At 52.0% G+C, this 21,531-nt stretch carries 16 protein-coding genes and 1 pseudogene; 2 read left to right on the top strand and 15 right to left on the bottom strand.

Translation table 11 applies throughout. The features are described from left to right. Window positions 1–150: 150 nt before the first annotated feature. The 3 genes from BMY01_RS11615 to BMY01_RS11605 form a co-directional block, all read right to left on the bottom strand. A complete protein-coding gene (locus BMY01_RS11615; protein WP_074747330.1) occupies window positions 151–2,223 on the bottom strand; it encodes a TonB-dependent receptor in 2,073 nt (690 codons plus the stop codon). A 218-nt stretch (window positions 2,224–2,441) separates the two neighbouring features. After that, entirely contained in the window at window positions 2,442–2,828 is a 387-nt protein-coding gene (locus tag BMY01_RS11610; protein ID WP_074747327.1) for a hypothetical protein, read from the bottom strand. A gap of 57 nt (window positions 2,829–2,885) precedes the next feature. Further along, window positions 2,886–3,362, bottom strand: coding sequence for a Fur family transcriptional regulator (locus tag BMY01_RS11605; RefSeq protein ID WP_175463253.1), 477 nt, complete (start codon window positions 3,360–3,362; stop codon window positions 2,886–2,888). Window positions 3,363–3,372: 10 nt separating this feature from the next. Between BMY01_RS11605 and BMY01_RS11600 the strand changes: the two genes are divergently transcribed. Together BMY01_RS11600 and BMY01_RS11595 are read left to right on the top strand one after the other, a co-directional pair. Beyond that, window positions 3,373–4,806, top strand: a complete 1,434-nt coding sequence (locus tag BMY01_RS11600; RefSeq protein WP_254772714.1) for a right-handed parallel beta-helix repeat-containing protein — start codon at window positions 3,373–3,375, stop codon at window positions 4,804–4,806. 75 nt (window positions 4,807–4,881) lie between these two features. Further along, entirely contained in the window at window positions 4,882–8,229 is a 3,348-nt protein-coding gene (locus BMY01_RS11595) for a VanZ family protein (RefSeq protein ID WP_074747324.1), read from the top strand. Window positions 8,230–8,323: 94 nt separating this feature from the next. Here BMY01_RS11595 and BMY01_RS11590 read toward each other — a convergent pair. The 12 genes and pseudogenes from BMY01_RS11590 to BMY01_RS11535 form a co-directional block, all read right to left on the bottom strand. Beyond that, window positions 8,324–8,727, bottom strand: a pseudogene (locus BMY01_RS11590) (transposase); the annotation flags it as partial. A 133-nt stretch (window positions 8,728–8,860) separates the two neighbouring features. Then, window positions 8,861–9,436 (bottom strand): GNAT family N-acetyltransferase, encoded by a 576-nt coding sequence (locus BMY01_RS11585; protein ID WP_074747318.1) that lies wholly within the window; start codon window positions 9,434–9,436, stop codon window positions 8,861–8,863. Next, window positions 9,433–10,176, bottom strand: a complete 744-nt coding sequence (locus BMY01_RS11580; protein ID WP_074747315.1) for a class I SAM-dependent methyltransferase — start codon at window positions 10,174–10,176, stop codon at window positions 9,433–9,435. The genes BMY01_RS11585 and BMY01_RS11580 overlap by 4 nt, the downstream gene beginning before the upstream one ends. A 217-nt stretch (window positions 10,177–10,393) precedes the next feature. After that, entirely contained in the window at window positions 10,394–11,308 is a 915-nt protein-coding gene (locus tag BMY01_RS11575; protein WP_254772712.1) for a GNAT family N-acetyltransferase, read from the bottom strand. Between the two features lie 23 nt (window positions 11,309–11,331). Then, the gene (locus tag BMY01_RS11570) at window positions 11,332–12,294 is read right to left on the bottom strand and encodes a polysaccharide deacetylase family protein (protein WP_074747310.1); all 963 of its coding nucleotides are present in this window, start codon (window positions 12,292–12,294) and stop codon (window positions 11,332–11,334) included. Window positions 12,295–12,442: 148 nt separating this feature from the next. Continuing rightward, on the bottom strand, window positions 12,443–14,386 hold the full coding sequence (locus BMY01_RS11565; protein ID WP_074747308.1) for an XrtA/PEP-CTERM system amidotransferase: 1,944 nt from the start codon (window positions 14,384–14,386) through the stop codon (window positions 12,443–12,445). A gap of 20 nt (window positions 14,387–14,406) precedes the next feature. After that, window positions 14,407–15,612 (bottom strand): TIGR03088 family PEP-CTERM/XrtA system glycosyltransferase, encoded by a 1,206-nt coding sequence (locus BMY01_RS11560; protein WP_074747306.1) that lies wholly within the window; start codon window positions 15,610–15,612, stop codon window positions 14,407–14,409. After that, window positions 15,596–17,188 (bottom strand): exosortase A, encoded by a 1,593-nt coding sequence (gene xrtA, locus BMY01_RS11555; RefSeq protein WP_074747304.1) that lies wholly within the window; start codon window positions 17,186–17,188, stop codon window positions 15,596–15,598. Before xrtA ends, BMY01_RS11560 begins: the two co-directional genes overlap by 17 nt. A 54-nt stretch (window positions 17,189–17,242) precedes the next feature. Continuing rightward, window positions 17,243–18,448, bottom strand: a complete 1,206-nt coding sequence (locus BMY01_RS11550; protein WP_074747302.1) for a TIGR03087 family PEP-CTERM/XrtA system glycosyltransferase — start codon at window positions 18,446–18,448, stop codon at window positions 17,243–17,245. Window positions 18,449–18,452: 4 nt separating this feature from the next. Then, on the bottom strand, window positions 18,453–19,538 hold the full coding sequence (locus BMY01_RS11545; protein ID WP_074747300.1) for a FemAB family XrtA/PEP-CTERM system-associated protein: 1,086 nt from the start codon (window positions 19,536–19,538) through the stop codon (window positions 18,453–18,455). Then, the gene (locus BMY01_RS11540) at window positions 19,535–20,380 is read right to left on the bottom strand and encodes an XrtA system polysaccharide deacetylase (protein ID WP_074747297.1); all 846 of its coding nucleotides are present in this window, start codon (window positions 20,378–20,380) and stop codon (window positions 19,535–19,537) included. Before BMY01_RS11540 ends, BMY01_RS11545 begins: the two co-directional genes overlap by 4 nt. A 136-nt stretch (window positions 20,381–20,516) precedes the next feature. After that, a complete protein-coding gene (locus BMY01_RS11535) occupies window positions 20,517–21,521 on the bottom strand; it encodes an XrtA/PEP-CTERM system-associated ATPase (protein WP_074747295.1) in 1,005 nt (334 codons plus the stop codon). Window positions 21,522–21,531: the final 10 nt, after the last annotated feature.

The following is a 21,531-nucleotide window of genomic DNA, read 5'->3' as shown; positions in this document are numbered from 1 at the left end:
GCGGGATATATCTCTTTGTGCCTGTAGATTCATGAACAACTCCTGAAAACAGTTTCAATTTATCAAAACTGTCAACCGAAGTCGTCATATTCATACTATAGTACAGTGCCCTGAATCAGCTCTGACCGCCTGTCGGAACTGCTCTGCCTGCTAAAACTCCCCTCTCAGCCCACCGACGAGCGCCCTGCCCGGTAGCGGTGCGAAATTCTTCAGGAAAGAGGTATGAACACGCATTTCTTCATCGAGCAGGTTTCTGCCCTGGAGGAAGATTCGAATACCGTTGGAGCGCGTCTTCTTGATGCGGTAACTTACCTCCATGTTCACCATCGTATACCCGGGCGTGCTTGTCTCCAGTTCCGCCAGATCATTCTGGCGCATCACGCGGGTTGCACTTATATTCGATGTCCAGGGGCCGGTTCTGTGATTGAATTCCAGGCCGAAGCGTAACGGCGTGATGCGCGGCACGTTGCCTCCGTTATTGAGTTTTCCCCGCACGTAATCCGCGAACAGGCGCAGATCGATTTCGTTCGGCTTCAACGTGAGAACGGTTTCTGCTTCGGCACCGTAAAATCGGGCCCCGCCTTGTGCAAAGTTCTGCACCAGAAACTCGCCCGCGGGGTCCAGCATCCCTTCATGGTCCACGCGATCAGCTACACCGTCTCCATTCGTGTCTGCACTTCGGACGAAAATATAATTGCCGATCCAGTTATGGAATATATTGATCTTCCACGTCACCATACCACTGGTCTTGCGCAATGCCAGGTCGACATTGTTTGTGGTCTCGCTTCTCAATTCATTATTTCCGCTCTGGAAGGTGGCGGTTCCATGGTGTGCGCCATGAATATACAGCTCCTCTGTCGAGGGCGCGCGCTGACCGCGGATGCCGGTCAATGACAATCCATAGCCATCCAGGAATTTCCACAAAACCCCGGCGGAGACATTGTAGAGACCAAAGGAACGTGACGGATGACCATCTTTGGGATTCTGGGCTGCGTACTCGCCGCGACCGCCGAGTTCCAGGCGCCATCGATCCCAATTACGTTCTTCCACCAGAAACATCCCTACCGAATGCGAATTGGTAACGGGTACCACGGTCTCCTCGCCCAAGGCGGAAAAATGTCGATCACGAAACTGCACGCCGAATACGCCTTTCCAGTTTGCCACAGCAGAATGCGAGAGTTCGGCCCGACTCTCCAGCCCCCGGTTCTTGAAACGGGTCGCAATTTCACCCGTGCTTTCGATCTCGTTGTGCTTGTAGTCGTTGTAACCCATGCGCACCTTGAGCTTCTCGAAACCGGCCATGGGTTTGTCCAGTTCACCCGCCAAATCATAGCGCGTCTGTTTGAGATCGATCTTCGAGCCTTCCGGTCCGGGGATACCATATTCGTTATCCATTCGGGAGATCGAGCCGCCTACAAAGCCTCTTTCCCCGACATATGAACCACCCCCTGACAAGCCGCCGGAATTGATGGCGCTGTTCTCGACAATTCCTTTCCGGCTGCCGGGATCACTCTCATTCGCGCGTCCCGGAATATGGTAATCATCGGTTTTGCGCTTGAACCCCCCGACGCTCCAGGACGCCTGCCCGATACTTCCGCTTGCATTGAAGGCACCGGCGCGCTCCTCGGTAGCGGTATTCCCACGCGCTTCGATATTGCCTTTTATCGACTTGAACAGTTGTTTTGGAATACGACCGTTCACGACGTTGACCACGCCACCCGACGCACCGCTGCCGTAGAGCAGGGTTGATGGGCCACGGAGGATTTCGATCTGCGACGCATTGAGAGATTCGGCAGTAACGGCGTGGTCCGGACTGATTGAAGAGATATCGAGCGTACCGATGCCGTTCTCCAGCACCCTGACGCGTGGCCCATCGAGGCCGCGAATAATGGGACGACCGGCGCCGGGTCCGAAAAAACTTGATGTCACGCCCAGTTCATGCGAAAGGGTATCCCCCAGGCTGGCTTCGCGTTTCCTCCGTAAATCATCCCCCTTCACTATAGAGACGGGTTGGGCTATATCCAGCTCAGTGCGGTCCTCAAAAGGTGTTGCGGTGACAACTACGGGATTGAGTATCTCAATTTTCTCCGCTTTTTGAGCCTGAACGGAGGATGCATTGAGCGCGAGCAGCAACGTGGCCATCGCCAATGCAGCGTATGACCTCGGCCCTCCATGTGCACCGAGAACAGGTCCGCACACAAAATCACAATTTGTACAACTCATGTTGATTGCTTAAATCCGGCAGGGAAACTGATAATCAGAGTGACGCGACTTTACCGCCGCAAAGGGGCGGCAGATATGGTCGGATGCTTATCACCCTGCATAAATATCGATTTACTGGATTACTGGATATCTGCCCGATCGATCGTAAACACCTGACGATCTCGATCAGAATCTCCTTACAGAATACCGTCCAGTGGCCCTCAGTGGCCTTGTGTAGCCTATGCGCGCCAAGCTTGCGCGGGGGGACCGCGCGTGGAGTAGGGGGTATAAGAATTGAAGAAAAGAGGCTGTGATTTTCGATAAAGACGCGCCTGACGTCTTGTCCGACTCGAAAATACAATTGCAAGGATAGAGAAAATAACGCTGAAACCTGTCAGCGCAAGGCAGTCGAGACAAAGCCGGTCATTGTCGGCCTCGCCATCCGCCTCCTCAGTCACAGGAGGGGTTACACCTTCGACTGCGGCGTCCTCCATCGTTTCCAGCTCGGAAACGATGTCGCCTGGGGTGATTTCCCCCACGTGAGTCAACGCATGCGCCGCCTGAAGGACGGGCACCCATCCCAGCGCGAGCGCCAGCAGAACCAGAAATAATTGCTTACGCAACATTATCGACCAACCGCTATTCATTCCGGCGTCTTTACTGCATCAGCAACGATTTATCAATCAGACACATTCGGCACACAGGCCTTTAACGGTCAGCTCAACTTCCCGCGAGCGGTAACCCGCCGGCAGGGCAAAGTCATGCGCAGTCTCGAAGTCATTGAGACAAACCACCTTTGTGCAACGCAAGCATTCAAAGTGAGCATGTTGCTGCGAGTGTTCGTAAATGTTGGCACGAAAACGCCAGACTCTATCCGCACTCACCAGCCGATGCACAAAGCCTTTCTCATTCAGCCACTCCAGCACCCGATAGAGCGTGACCCGATCAAACCGATGTTTGCCCTTCAATCGCTCTTCAATTTCGTGATGCGTGACAGCCCCCCGCTCCGATAGTAGCATGGCAAGGATATGAATCCGTCCGGGAGTGATACGCTCCCCGCGGTGCCGGATCATCTCTTCGGCTTTTTTCTGGAGATCAATCAAAATGGATTTGTGGATTTGCAACAGAGTTGCATTTACTATAGCTAAAAAGGCAAGCATTTGCAATCTCGTGCGCCGAGATCGGCATGTATCGCATTGCCTTCACGGTGCATTGGTGGCAGGACAGTTGCAACAGGTAACGATGAAACCAGGACGCATCCTTTTTTTACTGCTTGCGAGCATGCTCGCCCACATCGTTTCTGGATGTGCGCCCGCTTCTGCGGTCACGACGCATATGGGAACGCCCTCCAATTATCGAGGGCTACTGAAGGAACTCAAGCCGGGCGACCACCTGCAACTGGCGCCAGGAGATTATAAGGAGGGATTGCCAGTCCACCATCTTCATGGAACCTCGGATGCACGCATTACGATTAGCGGAGCCAGTGAAAAAAACCGACCGGTCTTCCTGGCGCGACCGGATCACAACACCATCAGCATCCTCAACTCCGATCATATTGTCATTCGTGATCTGGACATCGAGGGAAATAACTTACCGGTGGACGGGGTAAAATGCGAAGGACATGCCGACTGGGCACATCACATTACCCTTGAGGGGTTACGCGTGCGCGGTCATGGCAATACTCAGCAGACCGTCGCCATCTCCACCAAATGTCCGGCCTGGAACTGGATAATACGCAAAAATATCATCGAAGGCGCAGGCACTGGGCTCTACCTTGGCAACTCCGACGGTCGCGCGCCGTTTATGGCTGGTTTGATCGAGCACAATCTGATCGTTGACACGATTGGCTACAACTTGCAGATCAAGCATCAGGCGCCTCGTCCCGCGCTGCCGGGAATGCCGCACGAACCTAGCACAACGATTATTCGCCATAATGTTTTCAGCAAGGTAAGTGGGGGAGCGAGAATGGGGGCCCGACCGAATGTACTGGTTGGCCACTGGCCTCTTACCGGCCCCGGGTCAAATGATCTTTATCTCATCTATGGCAATTTCTTTTATCAGAATCCGCACGAATCATTGTTCCAGGGTGAAGGTAACATTGCTCTGTACAATAACGTGTTTGTAAATCACTCTGGCGATGCGGTGCGCATCCAGCCTCACAATGGTACTCCTCGTGCAATCAGCGTGTTTTACAATACAGTGATTGCGCGAGATACCGGTATCAGTTTGTCGGCTGGGAAAGAAGATTTAACTGATCAGCACTGGATAGAAGGTAATGCCATTTTTGCTCGGGCACCTTTAGCGGGCTACCCGAGCAAGCGAAATTTCGTTGGCAGATATCAGGCTGCGGGCGAATCTCTTATCAAGCCATTCGCGCCACTCGGACAAATGAATCTCGCCCTGCTGCCCGGCAAGTGGCGATTTCCTCCCATTGATTCCGGTCGGTTACGTTTATACCTTGACTCGGAAAAAGACTTCGATGGCGCGGTGGAAGATGTTCGTTTCGGTGCTTACGCTAATATACAAAGTAAACCGGAACGCTGGATGCCGAAGCTGGAAATAAAGCCTGAATTTTACCGTGCCAAAGATCTTACGCAGAAGTAGACTCTAGCCCTACAGCATCGAACGCGTCGAACAAAAATGCGCCTCTCTCTCTGAGCCACATCATTGACTAACGCCATGAACTCGACAGCGCAATATCAGCTCAACACGTCATCGCTTGTTGGGCCTGTCCTGATCTATCTGGCGATGATCGTATATGGAAGCTTGCTTCCATTCCATTGGAATGGTCTCTCGCTTTCCGCCGCATGGGCAAATTTTCAGCATATCCCGCTGTTGAAACTGGGAGTAGCCAGCCGTGCAGACCTGGTAGCCAACCTGCTTTTATATATCCCTTTCGGACTGCTGCTCTGCGGTTGGCTGGTCGGAGAAAATCGACAACCCCGGTTAATGTCGATCGGCATGCTGTTGTCGCTGCTGCTTTCATTGACGGTTGCGCTAGGCGTGGAATTTATCCAGCAATTCTTTGCTCCTCGCACCGTCTCGCTGAACGATATTTTTGCGGAGCTTGCCGGCTCGATATTAGGGATTGCGCTCTGGCCTGTTATTGGGAAACACCTAACGCATCTGCCAAGAACGATTGCCAATGGAGGAACACAGGCACGAGAGGGTATGCTGATCACATACGCCCTGTTGTATGCAGTACTCAGCTTATTTCCTTATGATTTTCTACTGTCCTTCGACGAGTGGCGGGACAAATTGGCTTCCGGGGCCGCTGGGTGGGTGTTTGCGCCGAATTGCGGTGAAAAGTGCTTTTTACGACTCATCCCGGAGGCACTGCTGGTTGCACCGCTGGCCGCCCTGATCTTTCGACATCCTAGGCAACATCACCTGCCTTCCCTACTTCTTTCCGCAGCAATTACGGGCGCAATACTGGGAGTTTTGATCGAAAGTCTGCAATTGACGATTGCGTCCGGCATCAGTCAGGGAGCTTCAGTTATCTCACGTGCAGCAGGCCTGGCGCTTGGGGCCGGACTGATACCGGTTGCTAGAAGTATGGATTGGCTCGCACTGCGCCGATATATCAATCCGATACTGGGCCTGTGTATCCTCCCCTCCCTTGGGGCGCTTGCGTGGTTGAACGGCTGGTTTTCGGGCGATCGACTGGGAGTATCCGAGGGTTTGGAGAGGCTTGGAGACATACACTTTACACCGTTTTACTATCACTATTTCACCACTGAAACAGCCGCGCTTGCAAGCCTGTTATTTCAAGCTGCGCTCTATCTACCTATCGGGGCAGGCTTATGGATCTGGCACTGGAGCAGTTTCCGGAGCGAGTGGCAACAAGACCACCAACGGAGAACAGTCGTTGCTGGACTGGTTGCTGGAATAGTTGCATGTATTATTGAAGCCGGCAAGCTCTTCATTACTGTAAAGCATCCAGACCCGACCAATATTCTGATAGCGGTGGCGGCAGCGATGGGAGCATATCGCGTGCTCCATGCACTATCTACCACTCAACCAGACACACCGGCATCATCTGCGCGATTCAAGCCTGAGGAAATTGCCTCGCGTCATTATTTGACCCCGATTCTGGAGAAGTTTGCGGAAATCCCTCGAGCTGAGCAGCTTCTCTCGAAGGAACGTCCTCATTGGACAGTGGCCGTCGGTGTCCTTGCTATCGTTTTCGCGACCTGGGCTGCGATAACGACCCCGCTCAGCACAGGCTGGGTTTTTTTATCTCTTATCGTATATGCAACATTGATCTGGCGGCAGCCCGCCCTATGGCTCGTCTGCGTGCCCGCCTTGTTACCGCTACTTGATCTAACGCATTGGAGCGGCCGATTGTTCTGGACCGAGTTTGATACAGTGCTCCTGGTCACCCTGGGGGTGGGGTATCTAAGGCTCGGCTCCAGGTTGCCTCCGCAACGTTCGTTGAGGAGACTCGGGCGCTTGCTGTTCTTCCTTTTTGTACTATCCGCAGCGATCAGCTTCGTCATTGGCTTATTCCCGCTGGCGACACTCGACCATAACGCCTTCTCGAGCTACATCAGTTCTTATAATGCGTTACGGGCAGTCAAAGGTTTGTTATTTGTTCTGGCTTTTATGCCTCTGCTGGCACTTCAGTGGGAAGAGCCGGTGCGCGCCATAAACCGTCTGGCCCTGGGAATGACATTGGGGCTGGCAGGAACGGTAGCTTATGTATTATGGGAACGCGCCACATTTCCGGGACTTTTCAATTTCGAGAATGACTATCGTATCACTGGGCCTTTCCCGGGCATGCATGTTGGCGGAGCTTATATCGAAGCCTTTTTGACAGCTGCATTGCCGTTCGTGGCACTTCTTGCATGGGAGCAACGCCGCGGCTGGGTTACGGTATTGGCGGTAGGTCTGTATAGCTTGGGGGGATATAGTGTGATGGTGACGTTCTCCCGTGGCGGCCAGGTAGCTTTTGCATTGGCGAGCCTGGTTCTGCTGTTCGGCTTCCTGAAGCTTGCAGCACATGGGCGTTCGCATCGCTTTTCTAACATGATAGCAGTGATTCTGATTGTCGGAGTTGCGGCAGTCATCACATGGCCCATCTTCAGCGGACAATATAGTCAGACACGTTGGGCAACAGCAGAGCAAGACCTTGGAGCACGCACCACGCATTGGGCGGATGTAATAAGCATTGTTCGAAAGCAAAATGCATCGCTCTTTGGCATGGGCTTGGGCTCGTTTCCAGCGGCCTATTTCTGGAATTCAAACTCACCCTCTCGCCCAACCACTTATGGGTTTGTCAACGAAAACGGGAACAGCCTATTACGACTCGGCAGTGGCGATCCCCTGTATTTCGAGCAGACCGTAGCGGTTGTAGCAGAGCAACGGTATACGCTGTCAATGGATTTGCGCGCGAAGGCCGGAAACCCGACGCTGATCGCAACGGTCTGCGAAAAAGCAATGCTTTATTCTTATACTTGTGCGAGCGTGCCGCTGCAAGGTAATGCGGGTGATAGGAATTGGTCTCATTTTGAGATGCAAATTCATGCCACGAATTTTGGACCACCGGGAAGCCGGCTCACCCGACCAGTAAAATTATCACTCTATAACAGCCGACCCGGCACTTTAGTGGATGTGGACAATGTAACACTGCTGGATATCTCCGGAAAAAATTTGGTGCATAATGGTGATTTTTCCGATGGCATGCATCATTGGTTTTTTTCGACAGATGAATACCTGCCATGGCATGTGGAAAATATGTACTTAAGTGTTTTCTTTGAACAGGGCTGGTTTGGGCTGCTCTGTTTCCTTGCACTCATTGTCTATGCGATCGTCCGATGGTTGCCGCACGCATGGAGAAATGATCCATTGAGCCTGGTACTATGCGCGTCGCTCACGGCCTTCCTGGCCGTCGGCGTCTTGAACAGTTGGGGGGACGAGCCCCGCCTCAGTTTCCTGTTTTATTTGTTACTGATCGCGGGATTGATCGCCGAGGCGCCTTTTGTTCAGACAAGGCAGCACTCTGCCATAATTCGGAACAGTCCATGATATCGCCGCCGCTTTTATCTTCGGCGGGTGTCCAGACCGGTATGTAACGAGTATTTACTTCGGATCAAGCAGAGATCAGTTCGTAAGCTCCCCGTCAAGTAGACAGTTGAGAAGTAGAGTTTTCCCATGCGAGCAGTTTCTCGCGGAACACAGCTGGGGGCAGGCTTCCCAGCGCGTCATGGGGTCGTTCCTGGTTATAGCTTTGCAGCCACTGGTGTGTGATCTCTCGCACTTCATCAAGCGAGGTGAACAACCAGCCGTCGAGTACCTCGGTCCGGCAGGACCGATTGAAGCGCTCGATGAAAGCATTCTGATTCGGTTTGCCCGGCTGGATAAAGCGCAGTTCGATGCCCTTATCTTTGCACCACTTGGCAAGATGCTGTGAGGTCAGTTCGGGGCCATTGTCGAGCCGTATCGCTTTGGGCAATCCCCGCAGGTTTCGAGTTGCTGCAAGACTCGCACAACCCGTTGTGCGGGCAGACTGGTATCCACTTCGATTTCAGAAACCTGTTATCGCCTATTGCGAAACTCTCGGATGACAAATCACGGGTTTCAGATTGGCTGTTGCGACTGACTATGCGAGTTGCGCTTGGCGGCGAGTGAACAGAAGTTCTGTTTCAACAGAAGGTGGTTAACCCCCCCAAGCTGGTAACTTGAAGCGCAGATAGTCCCTCATGCCATACAGTTGAAATTCCAGCAAAAGATGTGAGTAGTTCCAGCCAGCTTTGTTAAATACGCGAATGGATGGAGTGTTACTGTGCCAGACCCAAGTCCACAGCCTATTATAACCTTTGAGAAATAGATCGTTTTCTGCAAAGCGTGTGATGGCTAAGGCGTAGCCTTTTCCCCGACAATTAGATGCGGTCAATAAGTCGACCATAACTGCTTCATTTTCTATCAGTGCCGAGAATCTGTTGGGTATATTGGGATGTCCAGCGATCCAAAAGGAACATACACAGACCAGTTCATTTCCTATATAGATGCCATAAACATACGCGAACTTGCCGAAATACCACGCGTGGTCACGAATTTGCTGGTCCAGAGAAGAGGCGAACTGCTCTTGTGATTCAACTAACCTGATAGTCTCTATACCCGACATTTGGCCGGAAAATTTCGCATCCGAGGTCGGCAAATCCACGAAGTAGATACGATTGAATTGATAATCCCTGAAAAGAATGCGCAGTATCCACTTGATTAATTTTTTCATTGTCTGCATTCCAGCAACTTGTCCAGACGGGAGCGATAAATGACGTGATGGTTACTTTCATCGATAACATCCCAATATGCCTCTGCATCGAATATAGCTCGATGTTCGGGATGAATATAGATTATGTAAATTTCCCTTGGCCTATCCTTGAGGCTTGATGCTAGTCTCTCCACCACCGCCTGCATGATCAGCTGATCAAAAGGATTATAGAAATAGCAAACCAAGGGCGACCCCGGTAGCGGGTGGAGTGTTACGTCGTTATAGTAACACTCCACTTGCCCTGCAATCCGCTTGTTCGGAGCGATCTTGCTTATATTATCAATGGCAACCGCACAAAGCTCGCGAGAAAACTCGATGCCTATAACTGCGGCGAACGGCAATTGTGCGGCGATAAGCAAGACCCGGCCTTTGCCAGCACCAAAGTCCATAAAGATGAACTGGTTGTAATCAATTGGCAACGCGTGAATGATCTCTGTTACGAAATTTTGCGGCGAGGGTTGATAACGCACAGCGTACCGCGCGTTTTCCGAGGCAATGTCCAAAGAACCTATCTCGCGAATCTTTTCAGTTTCGGTGCCATAAGCAACATCAAATTCCGATTTCTGTTCTTCTGATTCTCTAAATAAACGTCCGGATAACAGTTCTTTTAGATAGTAAAAAAAATTTTTTGCTATTAATTGTGGAAGAGTCCCGAGCGAATGCCGGCTCCAAGCTGAATAAATACGTTTTACGACGCGCATAAAATATCCGCTATTGACATAACATCTATACAATAAGAATCATAGCGCGACTATTTTTGACTGAGGTAATTCAGGCAAGTCGAACCAATAAATCATTAAGTCACTTTGAGATTTCATCCCTGCATTCATGCTTGTAGATGTGGAACATGGAATAGTTACGGAAAAAACTGGCCAGCCTTTTGATGCAGTCATTACCCCCATACCAAATGCACGGATATCAGATCCCGAACCGCATCATTTTCTTCACCTTCGACTTGAGCCCGAATTGAGCCAGTTTATCGCCAATTACCTGGCTAAAATGATTCATCGTCCTCTGACCATGCAGCAAGAGCATGTTGCGCAGACCGTTGCGTAGAAAAAAAACATTCGCGCACTGAACATTATCCGTGGCGAAAAGCTTTTTATGCTCTGACTGTCCCTCGGTAAAATCAAAAAAACGAAACGAACTTTCCCCAAACAGATGCTCCAGGGCAAGCCACTGCAAAATCGTGCCTACGGACAAATTCATGTAGCCGGGGTCGTATCCGAGAAATGCGTAGATCACGACGCCATTGGTGATGGGACAGTAGAGATAAGAAACAGGTTGGTTCTGATTAAAAAGAATGAATCCCCGCACCCGACCCTGCCGGGCAAGCTGCTCCATTTCCAGGAAAAACTTCTCGGAATCGGGCAGACCTGCGTCAAGCAGTTTTTCCTGATAAGTCGTTTTGGAAACAGCGCGGGCCAGCCGAAAAAATTCCGGCATCTCGCCAGCTTCCCTGTATACTTTCCATTCAATCTCACCCCCACAATAATCAGCATATTTCCTGACCTTGCGATTAAGCGTCGAGCGCGTCTTGGATGAAAATTTAGCCTTATATTCCACAAACGACATCCGCATATCGATGTAGTAGCGCGGATAACGCGAAGAAACATAGCAAAGGTAGCTGTTCCGCTTTTCAAGCACGGGCTGTTCGCCCGTAATACGAAGCGGCCGTATCAAAAACCCTTGACTATCCGCTTGAAGAGCGTCGGCTGGCGGTATCAATTCCGAGACCGGCAGGTCCTCATTATCGAGCCCCACCTCGCGTACCTGCAACCAAAGACTGGAGGTAAACAGTGTAGTATCGGCCAGCTGAAGCTTTATGGGCACCTTCTGATATTGCCAGGTATGACTCAATCGAAACCCCGCCGTATACCCTGTTCCAGAATTCTCAGCCCGGTTTTCCAGACCGGGGAAACCAGAGGTGCCGGCTGAGTGCATGCGAGACTGGGGATCAATCCATCAAATCCCCTCACCCGGAAGCAATCACGATGGCGATCAAGAAAAGCGCATAATTTGCGGAAGCGGCTCACCACGATATCATCGGGCCGGGTCATGCTACCATTCAGCAACTCAAAATTATGAGAAAGAATGACAAATGCTCTGCGATCGGATCTCAATGCCTGCCAGAGCAAGCCTTCCATTTCCCGGTAGGAACAGGCAGTCAACTGTACATGGCGCAACGAGCGGGCGCTGCTATGGAAGACCGTCATGGGATACTCATAGATACCTTCGAACTCGACAGGTTCCACAAGGGGGACTCCGGGAGAAATTCCACTATCCGGTCCAAACATGCTCGCGTTGTAGCTGCTATCGAAAGCAATATGGTTTCTGGCAAGTGCACGCAGAGTGTCCCGGTTGAAACCGAAGCTCCCGGCACGAAATGCTTTCACGCATGGCCCCCCTGCCTCCTCGATCAGCCTTGCTCCAGCCTTAATCAGGGTCGTTTGCTCTTCCAGGGAAAAGTAACGCAAGAATTGCTTTTTGCCCGTCACGCTATCAAGCAAGGACTGCCGCGACTCATCCACCCATTCGGTATGCAGATGAAGCTGTACCTCATTCCCATGTTCCTGAACGAGACCCACGATTTCTGTCAATGGGTCCAGGCCAAACCGGGTCGAGAAAAGCGGTTCGACAAAAAACACTCCTGTTAGACCATGCTCCCGCAACTGATGGAGTTGATACGGCAAACCATAGCTGCCCCTCGATGTAGTACCATAGATGTAGCGCTGAAATGCATCTGGAAACTTGGAATCAATGTCATCCCATCCACCACACCAGACCTCTACGTCAACGGTAAAAAACACGTCCAGCATCTGCTACTCCCGGAATTTAACAACTGACGAATACCGAACAAGCAGATTAGGATGAGCCGGCGGGCGAAAAGATCCGGAACGCTCGCTGTCACAGGATTTCTCCTTCTGTCCCGATCTGCTGACGAATCTCGATTCCGCCACAACCTGCTCACGCAAAATGAACCAGCCTCAGCCCTTCCCTGGAAGGGTGCACTTGCTCAGCATTAAGCACGTGGCGCAGAAACGATTCAAACATCAACAACGACCATAGGGAAGCGCTATAGTCGCGCCGCCCCGACTGGTGTTGGTCCAGCATCTCTCTCAGAAATGCGCGACTGAAGAACCCCGTATCCGCCAGAACCGGTCCGAGCAACGCATCATTTATCCGCTGGCGCAGCGGACCGCGAAACCAGCTTGCGAGCGGAACCGAGAATCCCATCTTGTCGCGATAAAGAATGTCGTCTGACAGGTAGGGTTCCAGAGCTTTCTTGAATACATATTTGCCTTCATGCCCGCGCAGTTTGATGGATGCGGGGAGCCCTGATATCCATTCGACCAGTTCGTGATCCAGCAGGGGCACGCGTACTTCCAGGGAGTGTGCCATGCTTGCACGGTCTACCTTGGTAAGAATATCACCCACCAGGTATGTTTTCATATCCAGGTATTGAACACGAGAAAGAGGATCTGTCACCGGACATTTATCCGCATGCCCGCGCAGGATCTCCACTGCTCCATAACCCTGAAGCTCACGCCTGAAGGACTCGCTGAACAACCGGCGCCTCATGCCATCTTTCATGATCGAAACACTGTGAAAATAGCCTTCCACAGAATCTCTCGCGAGAGCCTCAAGGGTGGATTTTGCACGCAAAACCTTCGGCGCCCAATCCGCTTTGGGATACAGATTCCCGAGCAGGCCGAACAGGGGTTTGCGAAGCCCCAACGGCAGAGTGGATCTCATTCTCTCCTCATAGAGGTGCCAGCGGTAACGACGATAGCCTGCAAGATTTTCGTCACCTCCATCCCCTGATAAGACAACAGTGACCCGTTTCCTGGCCAGTCGACAAACCCGGTAGGTAGGCATGGCAGAACTATCCGCGAAGGGCTCGTCATACAGTGAAGCCAACCGGTCTATCAGGTCGAAATCGTCCTGGTCAACCTGGCCTACCTGATGATGCGTATGATAGCGGTCCGCCACCTTTTGCGCATATTGAGATTCGTTGAAAGCAGGATCGCCAAAAGAAATGGAGCAGGTATTGACGGGTTCGTTCATGAGGCCCGCCATCATTGCCACCACCGCGCTCGAATCCACGCCTCCGGACAGAAAAGCGCCCAAGGGCACTTCGGTCATCAAATGTACCCTCACCGACTCACGCAGTCGAGCAATCAACTCTTCCCGGGCTTCCTCCAGGCTCAGGGGAGAATGTACCGTAAACGGAACATCCCAGTAGGATTGAGGTTGAGGGACGGTTCTTCCCCGGCTGAGCTTCAGAGTATGCGCCGGGGGAAGCTTATAGGCCTGCTTGAAGATGGTTTTTGGCTCCGGCACATACCCATAGGCAAAATAATCTTCAATGGCATGAACGTCCATATCCCGGATAAAACCGGGATGGGCAAGAATTCCCTTGAGCTCTGAGGCAAAAACGAAAGTGCCGTCATTCAGCAGGCTGTAGTAGAGTGGCTTGATGCCAAGCCGGTCTCGCGCGAGAAACAGGACCTCCTGATTCCGATCCCACAAGACGAAGGCGAACATGCCGCGGAAGCGATTCACGCAGCGTTCACCCCACTCTTCCCAAGCATGAACAATGACTTCGGTATCACAATGTGTCCGGAAGGTGTGACCCAGGCTGGAAAGTTCTTTGGCAAGCGTCTCGAAGTTATAGATTTCGCCGTTGAAAACCACCACCACACTACCATCTTCATTGAAAAGCGGTTGCTGGCCACTGGAAACATCCATAATCGAAAGACGACGATGACCAAAACCCAGTCCTGGCTCGATGTAAACTTCTCCTTCATCCGGACCGCGGTGTACCTGAACCTGATTTATTCCCAGAAGCAATTGCCGGTCGATTGATCTTTTGCCGCGAGTATCGAACAGGCCCACAATTCCGCACATGTTATTTTTCCTTCCGCCTGTTATACCCGACGTAACACTTTGTCATAGACTTCAAGATATCCGGACATCATGGCTTCCATACTGAACCTTGTCTCGACCTGCTTTCGGGCGGCGCGGCCGTGTTCTATCAACAGCTCCGGATTTCTGTAATACTCCTGCATGGCTCCTGCCAGCGCAGTTGCCGATCCGGGCGGGACCAGCATCCCTGTCATGCCTTCCTCAACCAGTTCCGCATTTCCTCCCACCCGGGTGGCGACGACGGGCAAACCGGTGGACATAGCCTCGAGAATGGTGTTGGAAATGCCCTCTCCGAGCGAAGGAAGCACAAACAGATCCATGCTGCGCATGAGTTCTGGGATGTCGTCCCGTTCACCGGGAAACCAGACAAGTCCTTCGACTCCCGCTTCACGCACCTTTTCAATACAGCACTGCCGGGTACTCCCCGCCCCGACAATCAATAACCGAAGTCTTTCCTGAGCGGCGGGCATTTTCTTCAGCAAAAGTAAAAATGCTTCTATCAGGCCGGGGTAATTCTTCACCTCTGCCATGCGTCCGACACTGCCAATGACAAATGTATCTTCCCTGAAAAATCCCGGAACCGCTCCCTGAGGCATATTGTTCTTCAACAATATGCTTTTACGCGGATAAAAGCGTCGGCTGTCTACGCCATTGTAGATTTGATTGATGCGATGCGGCGCTGCTCGTACCGTATCGACAAGCCAGCTCTCGAGATCCCTGCTGACGGTAATGAAGTGGTCTACAAACGGACGAATGGCTTTTCTCAATAAATTATATTTGCGGTTTTTGCCATGCAGGTCGAACATATCCCGCCCATGTTCGCCATGCACTCTTGCCCGCGCTCCCGCAAGGGCTGCAATCACCTGACCTTCCATGGCAGCCAGATTACGCGTATGCACGATGTCGGGCTTCAAGCGCCTGAGCGCTCTGAAAAGATCGATATATAGCTTGAAATCATGTCCATCGCGCTTGTTCAACGCGATAACCTCCACCTCTTCGCTGACAATCCTGCTCCTGAAGTCCGAATACCCCTTCAGGCAAATTATGGCATGCCGGTAGCGATCCCCCGGAATATGATTGATGAGATTGACCACGCCATTTTCCAGCCCCCCCACCCCCAGATGATAAATCACGTGAGCAATGAGAGGGGGCTGCTTGACGTGTTCCGCCGGATTCGAGCGCAGCCTGTCGCTAACGATTTGCTGCATTTCGAAGCGCTCCCGTTATTGCCGGCGCGCTATCCATAATAAAATCCTGGAGCACTGAAGCTGCTTCATCGACGCTGTCCTCGTATCGTGTTGCCACAATGAGCTCAGCCGCATCGTCGCCTCTCCCCAGAAGCTTATTCCTGGCCAGCATAAACTTTGCCCAATACGGATTTGCGGTCTCCTCACCCCCTATCCAATACCATCGCCACACAAGCAGCGATGCCGAAGAGGAGCGCAACTGGTTCTGTTTGACGATTTCTTCCTGCGAACCAAGGAAGATTCTGCGTATATCTTCGCCAGCCTCATGCCATTTTGATCCCTTTCCTGGCACAAGCACATTTTCGGAATTGATCAATTCAGCACCCTGCTTCTGGTCGCGGTAATAACTGATGTAAAGGTCTACCGAGTGTCCATTATTCCGGTAATTTCTCAGGAACTGAACAGTTGAACCCGTGTATATGGGTTTCCAGTCGGAAAGGAATTCCGGGCTACCCTGCCATTTGCTGGATGCATCGAAGATATGGATTTCCACTTCTTCCGTACCGTAGGAAATCTTCCTTTCCAGCCACTCCGCGTATATCGGCCAGATGACGGCTATGCTTAAAACCGCGACAGCAGTGAAAATTGTCCTTATCAAGGTGGAATCACCCCCTGAACCGCGGTTATTTCCCGTCGAGATCTGCGCTGTCAAGCGGACGCTATCCAACCTGTTCTCATCTTCGCGCCAGAAAGATCCGATCCAGAATAGCACCAACATCACAAAGCCAAAGAATACCCATCCGTAAACCAGGTGGTCGATGCCCACCGCGAGCTGCATATCGCTCAGGTGGCCGGTCATTACAATCAAATAGGCCCGGATACCGTTGGCAAGGATCGGCACGATCAGAGACAGGGCAATAAATATCAGCCGACGGGTGAGGCTCCGATAGGTCAGGTATGCGTAAAGGGTTCCCAGCGTAAAGGATGCAATCAGGTAGCGCAGCCCGCTGCAGGCTTCAACCACGGACCAATTGCCGCTGGGAATGGTAAAAAAATTGCCTTCGCGATAGACAGGAACTCCGGTCAGCTGAAGCGCCGTTACGGTAAAGTCCGCAGTAAAGTTTATCAGCGGCGGTATGAATGCATCGCCAAAAGGTACGGCGAGCAGGAGGTAGGCTAATGGAAAGGCCAGTGCCCATGCTATCTGATTTCCCAGGATTGCCCAGACGGCGGCGGAAATCATCGCTATCACCATGAATTGCGCAAATACCTGCACACTTGCCAGTGTTCCCAGAAGCCAGCTGAAACCGAGAATCGCAAGCATGAACAGAACTTTGGGATTGGGGCGCGCAAAAAGAGTGGCGAGATACTTGCGCTGTCCCCAGATCAGATAGCCGCTGAACGGAAAAATCAGAAACCCATGAGCAAACGTATCCGATCTGGCCCAGGTGGAAATCATGGACCAAGTAGTCTCATGATAAGCAAGGAGAATTCCCGCAATGACACCGAGCGTAAGCAGAGCACCTGCTTTCAACCCCTCATGCTCCAGTGCCAATGAGGGATCCGGGGCGATGCCCTGGCGAACTCCTGCGTTCATATGCATCGCTCCACTCGAAATTGTCTCTGCCAATGGTAGTACAAGGAATTCTGCCTAAACTGCCTGGGGTTGTGACAGGAGTCTGTCGATACGTCCCAAACCATTTTTCCAGCTGTAATCTTCCAGCACGCGCACCCTGGCAGCTCGACAAATTCCAGGACGCGCGCCGTCCTGGAGAAAGGAGATAACCCGATGGGTGAAGTCCTGTTCATCAAGAGCAACCACCAGTTCCTCCTCCCTTCGCGCGCGAATGCCTTCCGCAGCTGCCGGAGAAGCTATGACGATTTTCTCCATGGCCATTGCCTCCAGGACTTTGTTCTGTATTCCCCGCGCAATGCGCAACGGCGCAACCACCAGCGAGGCGTGCGCCAGGTAGGGCCGGACGTCGGACACGAATCCCGTTACCCTTATGCCCGGAAATGCCGCGAGAGCTGCTACGGTATCGGATGGGCGCGCTCCCACAATATAGAATTCGACTTCCGGCAGCCTCGCACGGATCGCCGGAAAAACAGACCGTGCAAACCAGGCAACTGCGTCAACATTGGCCCGATAATCCATTGCGCCAGTGAACACAAGAACGCGCTTCCCCTCCGGATACGGATTGGGATAGCTATTTTGCGGTGAAAAATAATTGGCATCGACGCCGTTATTGAAGTGAGTCACTTTTGCAGCAGCTTCGGGCAGCAATCGGTGAAACAGGTCGGCTTCTGTCTCGGAGACGAAAGTGGCGCTGTCGAATGCGCGGGCGATCTCCTTTTCATAGCCCAGCAGCAATCTCGATTCTCTTCGGTATATCCAGTTCATCGGCCAGCCTGCTGACGTCGAATATTGCATCCACTTGTCCGAATCGATATCGACAAAGTCGATAATCCGGCGGATATGGGGCACACGACTTACATATTGCGCCATTCCAGAGGAAAAGATCAGGATATTCTCAACAGGTCTTGTGCCAAGTACATGATTTACCCATGCTTGAAGACGAGGGCTCCAGTAGTAGGGAAGGGTAAGGGGTTTCCCGCAAAGCAATCCCGAAAGGCTTCGCACCCTGGCCATCCCTGGATGGAGGTTGATGAAACAGGTTTCCCCGCAGAGGCTTCTTACTTTCTCGATATATTTCCAGTCCCCCTCATCATCGATAAAGGTGCCAAGATGGACGCGGTGGTGGTGTGCCAGATGCTCCAGCAGATGATAGGACCGAATCTTGTCTCCCTTATTCGGGGGATAAGGAATTCGATGGACCAGATAAAGCAATTCGCGCATGAATCTAGCCCAGGTTTCTTACGATGTGCGGACCGATGAGGTTTGCCAGCCCCAGCGGCAGTTTCTGCCAGGCTTTGATGAAGATCTGATACCTGGGATTGAGGGGATTATGATCCGGCACTTCCTTTGCCTGATGGAGTTGATACTCATAGTGCAAAGGCTGCGGTTCAAATCCCCAGTTCTTCTTGAAATCGAAAGATCCCGACCCGCGTTTGCTGCGTCCGAAATCAAAAACCTTGCACCCCTTTTCGCACGCCCGCCACATCAGTTCCCAATACATGAAATCATTTCCCGCTACCTCGCGCGCTTCCCCGGTACCGCCTCCATAGTAGGGCAAGACTTCATCTCGAAAATAAAAGCTCATCACCGCGGAGATGGTGCGGTTATCCTTTACGATTATCATCAGTTCGCAATCTTCCGCAAACACTTCTTTGAGCAGGCGGAAATACTTCCTCGAAAAAACCGGGGTGCCAAGGCGATGCACGCTGGCAGAATAAGCTGAAAAAAAGCGTTCTATATCCTGATCAACGACACTTTCCAGTCCTGCCTTGATACCTTTTCGCACCATTGCCCGCTGCTTGCGTGGAATGGCGCTCATGTTCTGCTCAACTTCGGGCGCTATCTCCTTGCGAAAGGTGACATAAAGGTCCTTTCCGTGCCAGTCGGCGTGATTGGGTTTCAGATTCCTGTATTCGAGATAGTCTACCTGCAACTCTTGGGCAAGCTTCTGGGCGGATCTATCCAGCGCATCCCGGACAGCTTGCGAATTGGCAGCAATTCCCCCATACACGCAGAAGGGCAGGGAACTCAGTGAATGACCAAACAAACGGCTATTGATCTCCGCCAGGGGAAGCACGCCCTGAATTTCCCCCCCGGATTCCGCGTAAAGGAACCAGGTTTTATGAGCAAAGGCACGTTCAATGACAGTTTGCCAACCTGCCCGGTGAAAGAAGGTCGCTTCCCGGCAGCACGATACGAAATCATCCCATCGCTTAACTTCCTCCCCGGAAAGCAGGTTTACCGACAAAGCGCCAGTTGGATGCGAAGACTCAAAATTTACATTTGCAACCGAATACACTGGGAAGCTCATGCACCTTCCAGAAAAATTCTATCCATCCGATCCCACCTGAAGTCCCGAACCAACGCCCGGAGCCGGTTTTCCATCCGATGGAGGTTATGATAGTGGCGAAAGCGCGTTTTCATGCTGATCCCCTTCTGGCGCGGTTGCTGGTGGTCTATTTCCCATGGATGGAAATAGAAGATTGCAGGGCGCTCCTCGAAATGATTCAGCCTCTGCAGAAACCAGCGGGAGACAGGGTAAGGCCATAACCGGAAATAGCCCCCGCCACCTGCGGGGAAATTTCTCTGGAACAGTCGTACCGTTGTAATCGGGACTTCCAGCAGCGTATTGTTGCGGGGGTAATAGGCGAACCGCGGAGCATCGGGAACTCCATAGTGATCATGCCGGATCGGGTAGATACTGGAACTGTAACGGTAGCCCGCATCCCCGAGCAGATCCAGGGCCCATTCATTCTGATGTCCTATGGAGAAACTCGGCGCCCGATAACCGAGTACGGATTGCCCGGAAATATCTTCCAGGAGCGCTTTGCTGCGGACGATGTCCTCTCTGAATTCGTCAGGGTCCAGTTCCCAAACCCGATGATGACCCCACCCGTGACTCGCCAGCTCATGGCCCTCTGCAACCAGCCGCCTCACCATTGCGGGATAACGCTCCGCAATCCATCCCAAAGTAAAGAAGGTTGCTTTTACCCCTCTCTCGTCCAGCAATGAAAGAATGCGATCAATATTATTTTCTACACGGCAGGAGATGGAGTTCCATGAGTCTCTCGGAATATGAGCCGCAAAGGCGGAAACCTGGAAATAATCCTCCACGTCGATCGTCATCGCATTTCGAATGGGGTCAGGACTCATTTGAGAAGTCTCGTATAACTCAAAGTAGCAATACCTGCGCCTGCAGCGAACGCGCAACCTCCTCGTAATCTCGCCCTCATGCTCATTGGTATTTCTTGATCGACCATGTTGGATCGCGCATATGGCAGACTTACCTCTAGCGAAGCCGCTTGTTCACGTCAGCCAGCGAGAGTACCTGCTTGAGCAGACCCATCAGGGAAACAACGGTTTCCTCCAGCTTGACAACCCGGTTGCTCATCTCCTCCAGGCCGGTAACGAGCTGCTCTTCCTTCAAGGCGGAAGTTTTATCTCCTGAGAATAGTCCGGCCTCGACTTCAACCGCATCAAACTCCTGCTGGATATCCCGGATCACCTCGTTCACTTCAGATACTCCGAAATGCTGCAGCTTTTCGAGATAGCCCATCAGCAGGAGGCGATCGCACAACGCATTGATCTTCCTAGGAATACCTCCGGTATAGTGATGTATGACGTCAAAAGTATCCTCATCAAACCCGGGATTCCCGCCCCAGCCCACAGTCTTCAATCTGTGCTCAATATAGGATTTCGTTTCCGCCCGATCCATGGGGCCGAGGTGATAGGTTGCAGTGATTCTTTGCCGCAACTGCTGCATATCATTACCAAGGAGGGTTTTCCTGAACTCCGGCTGCCCGAGAAGAAATGTTTGCAGCAGAGACTTGTTATCTCCCTGAAAATTGGAAAGCATCCTCAGTTCTTCCACAGTTTGGGGGGAGAGATTTTGAGCCTCGTCCACCACTAAAAGCGCGCGCTTACCCTGTTGCTCGCATTGTCGGAAGAATTTTTCGAGTGCGACGAGCACAGGGGTCTTCCCCGGATTCCCCTGCGCCAGGGGTAACCCAAACGCCGCCGCGACCATCCTCAATGTGTCATCAGAATCCAGATTGGTATTGACAATTTGAGCAGCAACGATCTTTTCCGGCTCCAGTTGTCGAAACAGATTACGGACCAACGTGGTTTTCCCCGCGCCCACTTCTCCCGTAACGACAATGAATCCCTCCGCTTGCGCCAACCCATATTCAAGGTAGGCCATTGCACGGTTATGTCCTTTGCTACCGAAAAAGAAATTTGGATCTGGGCTCAGTTGAAATGGCTTGGCTTTGAGCCCATAGAATGATGTATACACTTCTTCTCTT

It is taken from the genome of Nitrosospira multiformis (assembly GCF_900110185.1).
GTDB lineage: Bacteria > Pseudomonadota > Gammaproteobacteria > Burkholderiales > Nitrosomonadaceae > Nitrosospira > Nitrosospira multiformis_A.
Note: the sequence above shows the minus strand (reverse complement) of the source record. Positions and strands in the feature narration are given on the sequence as shown.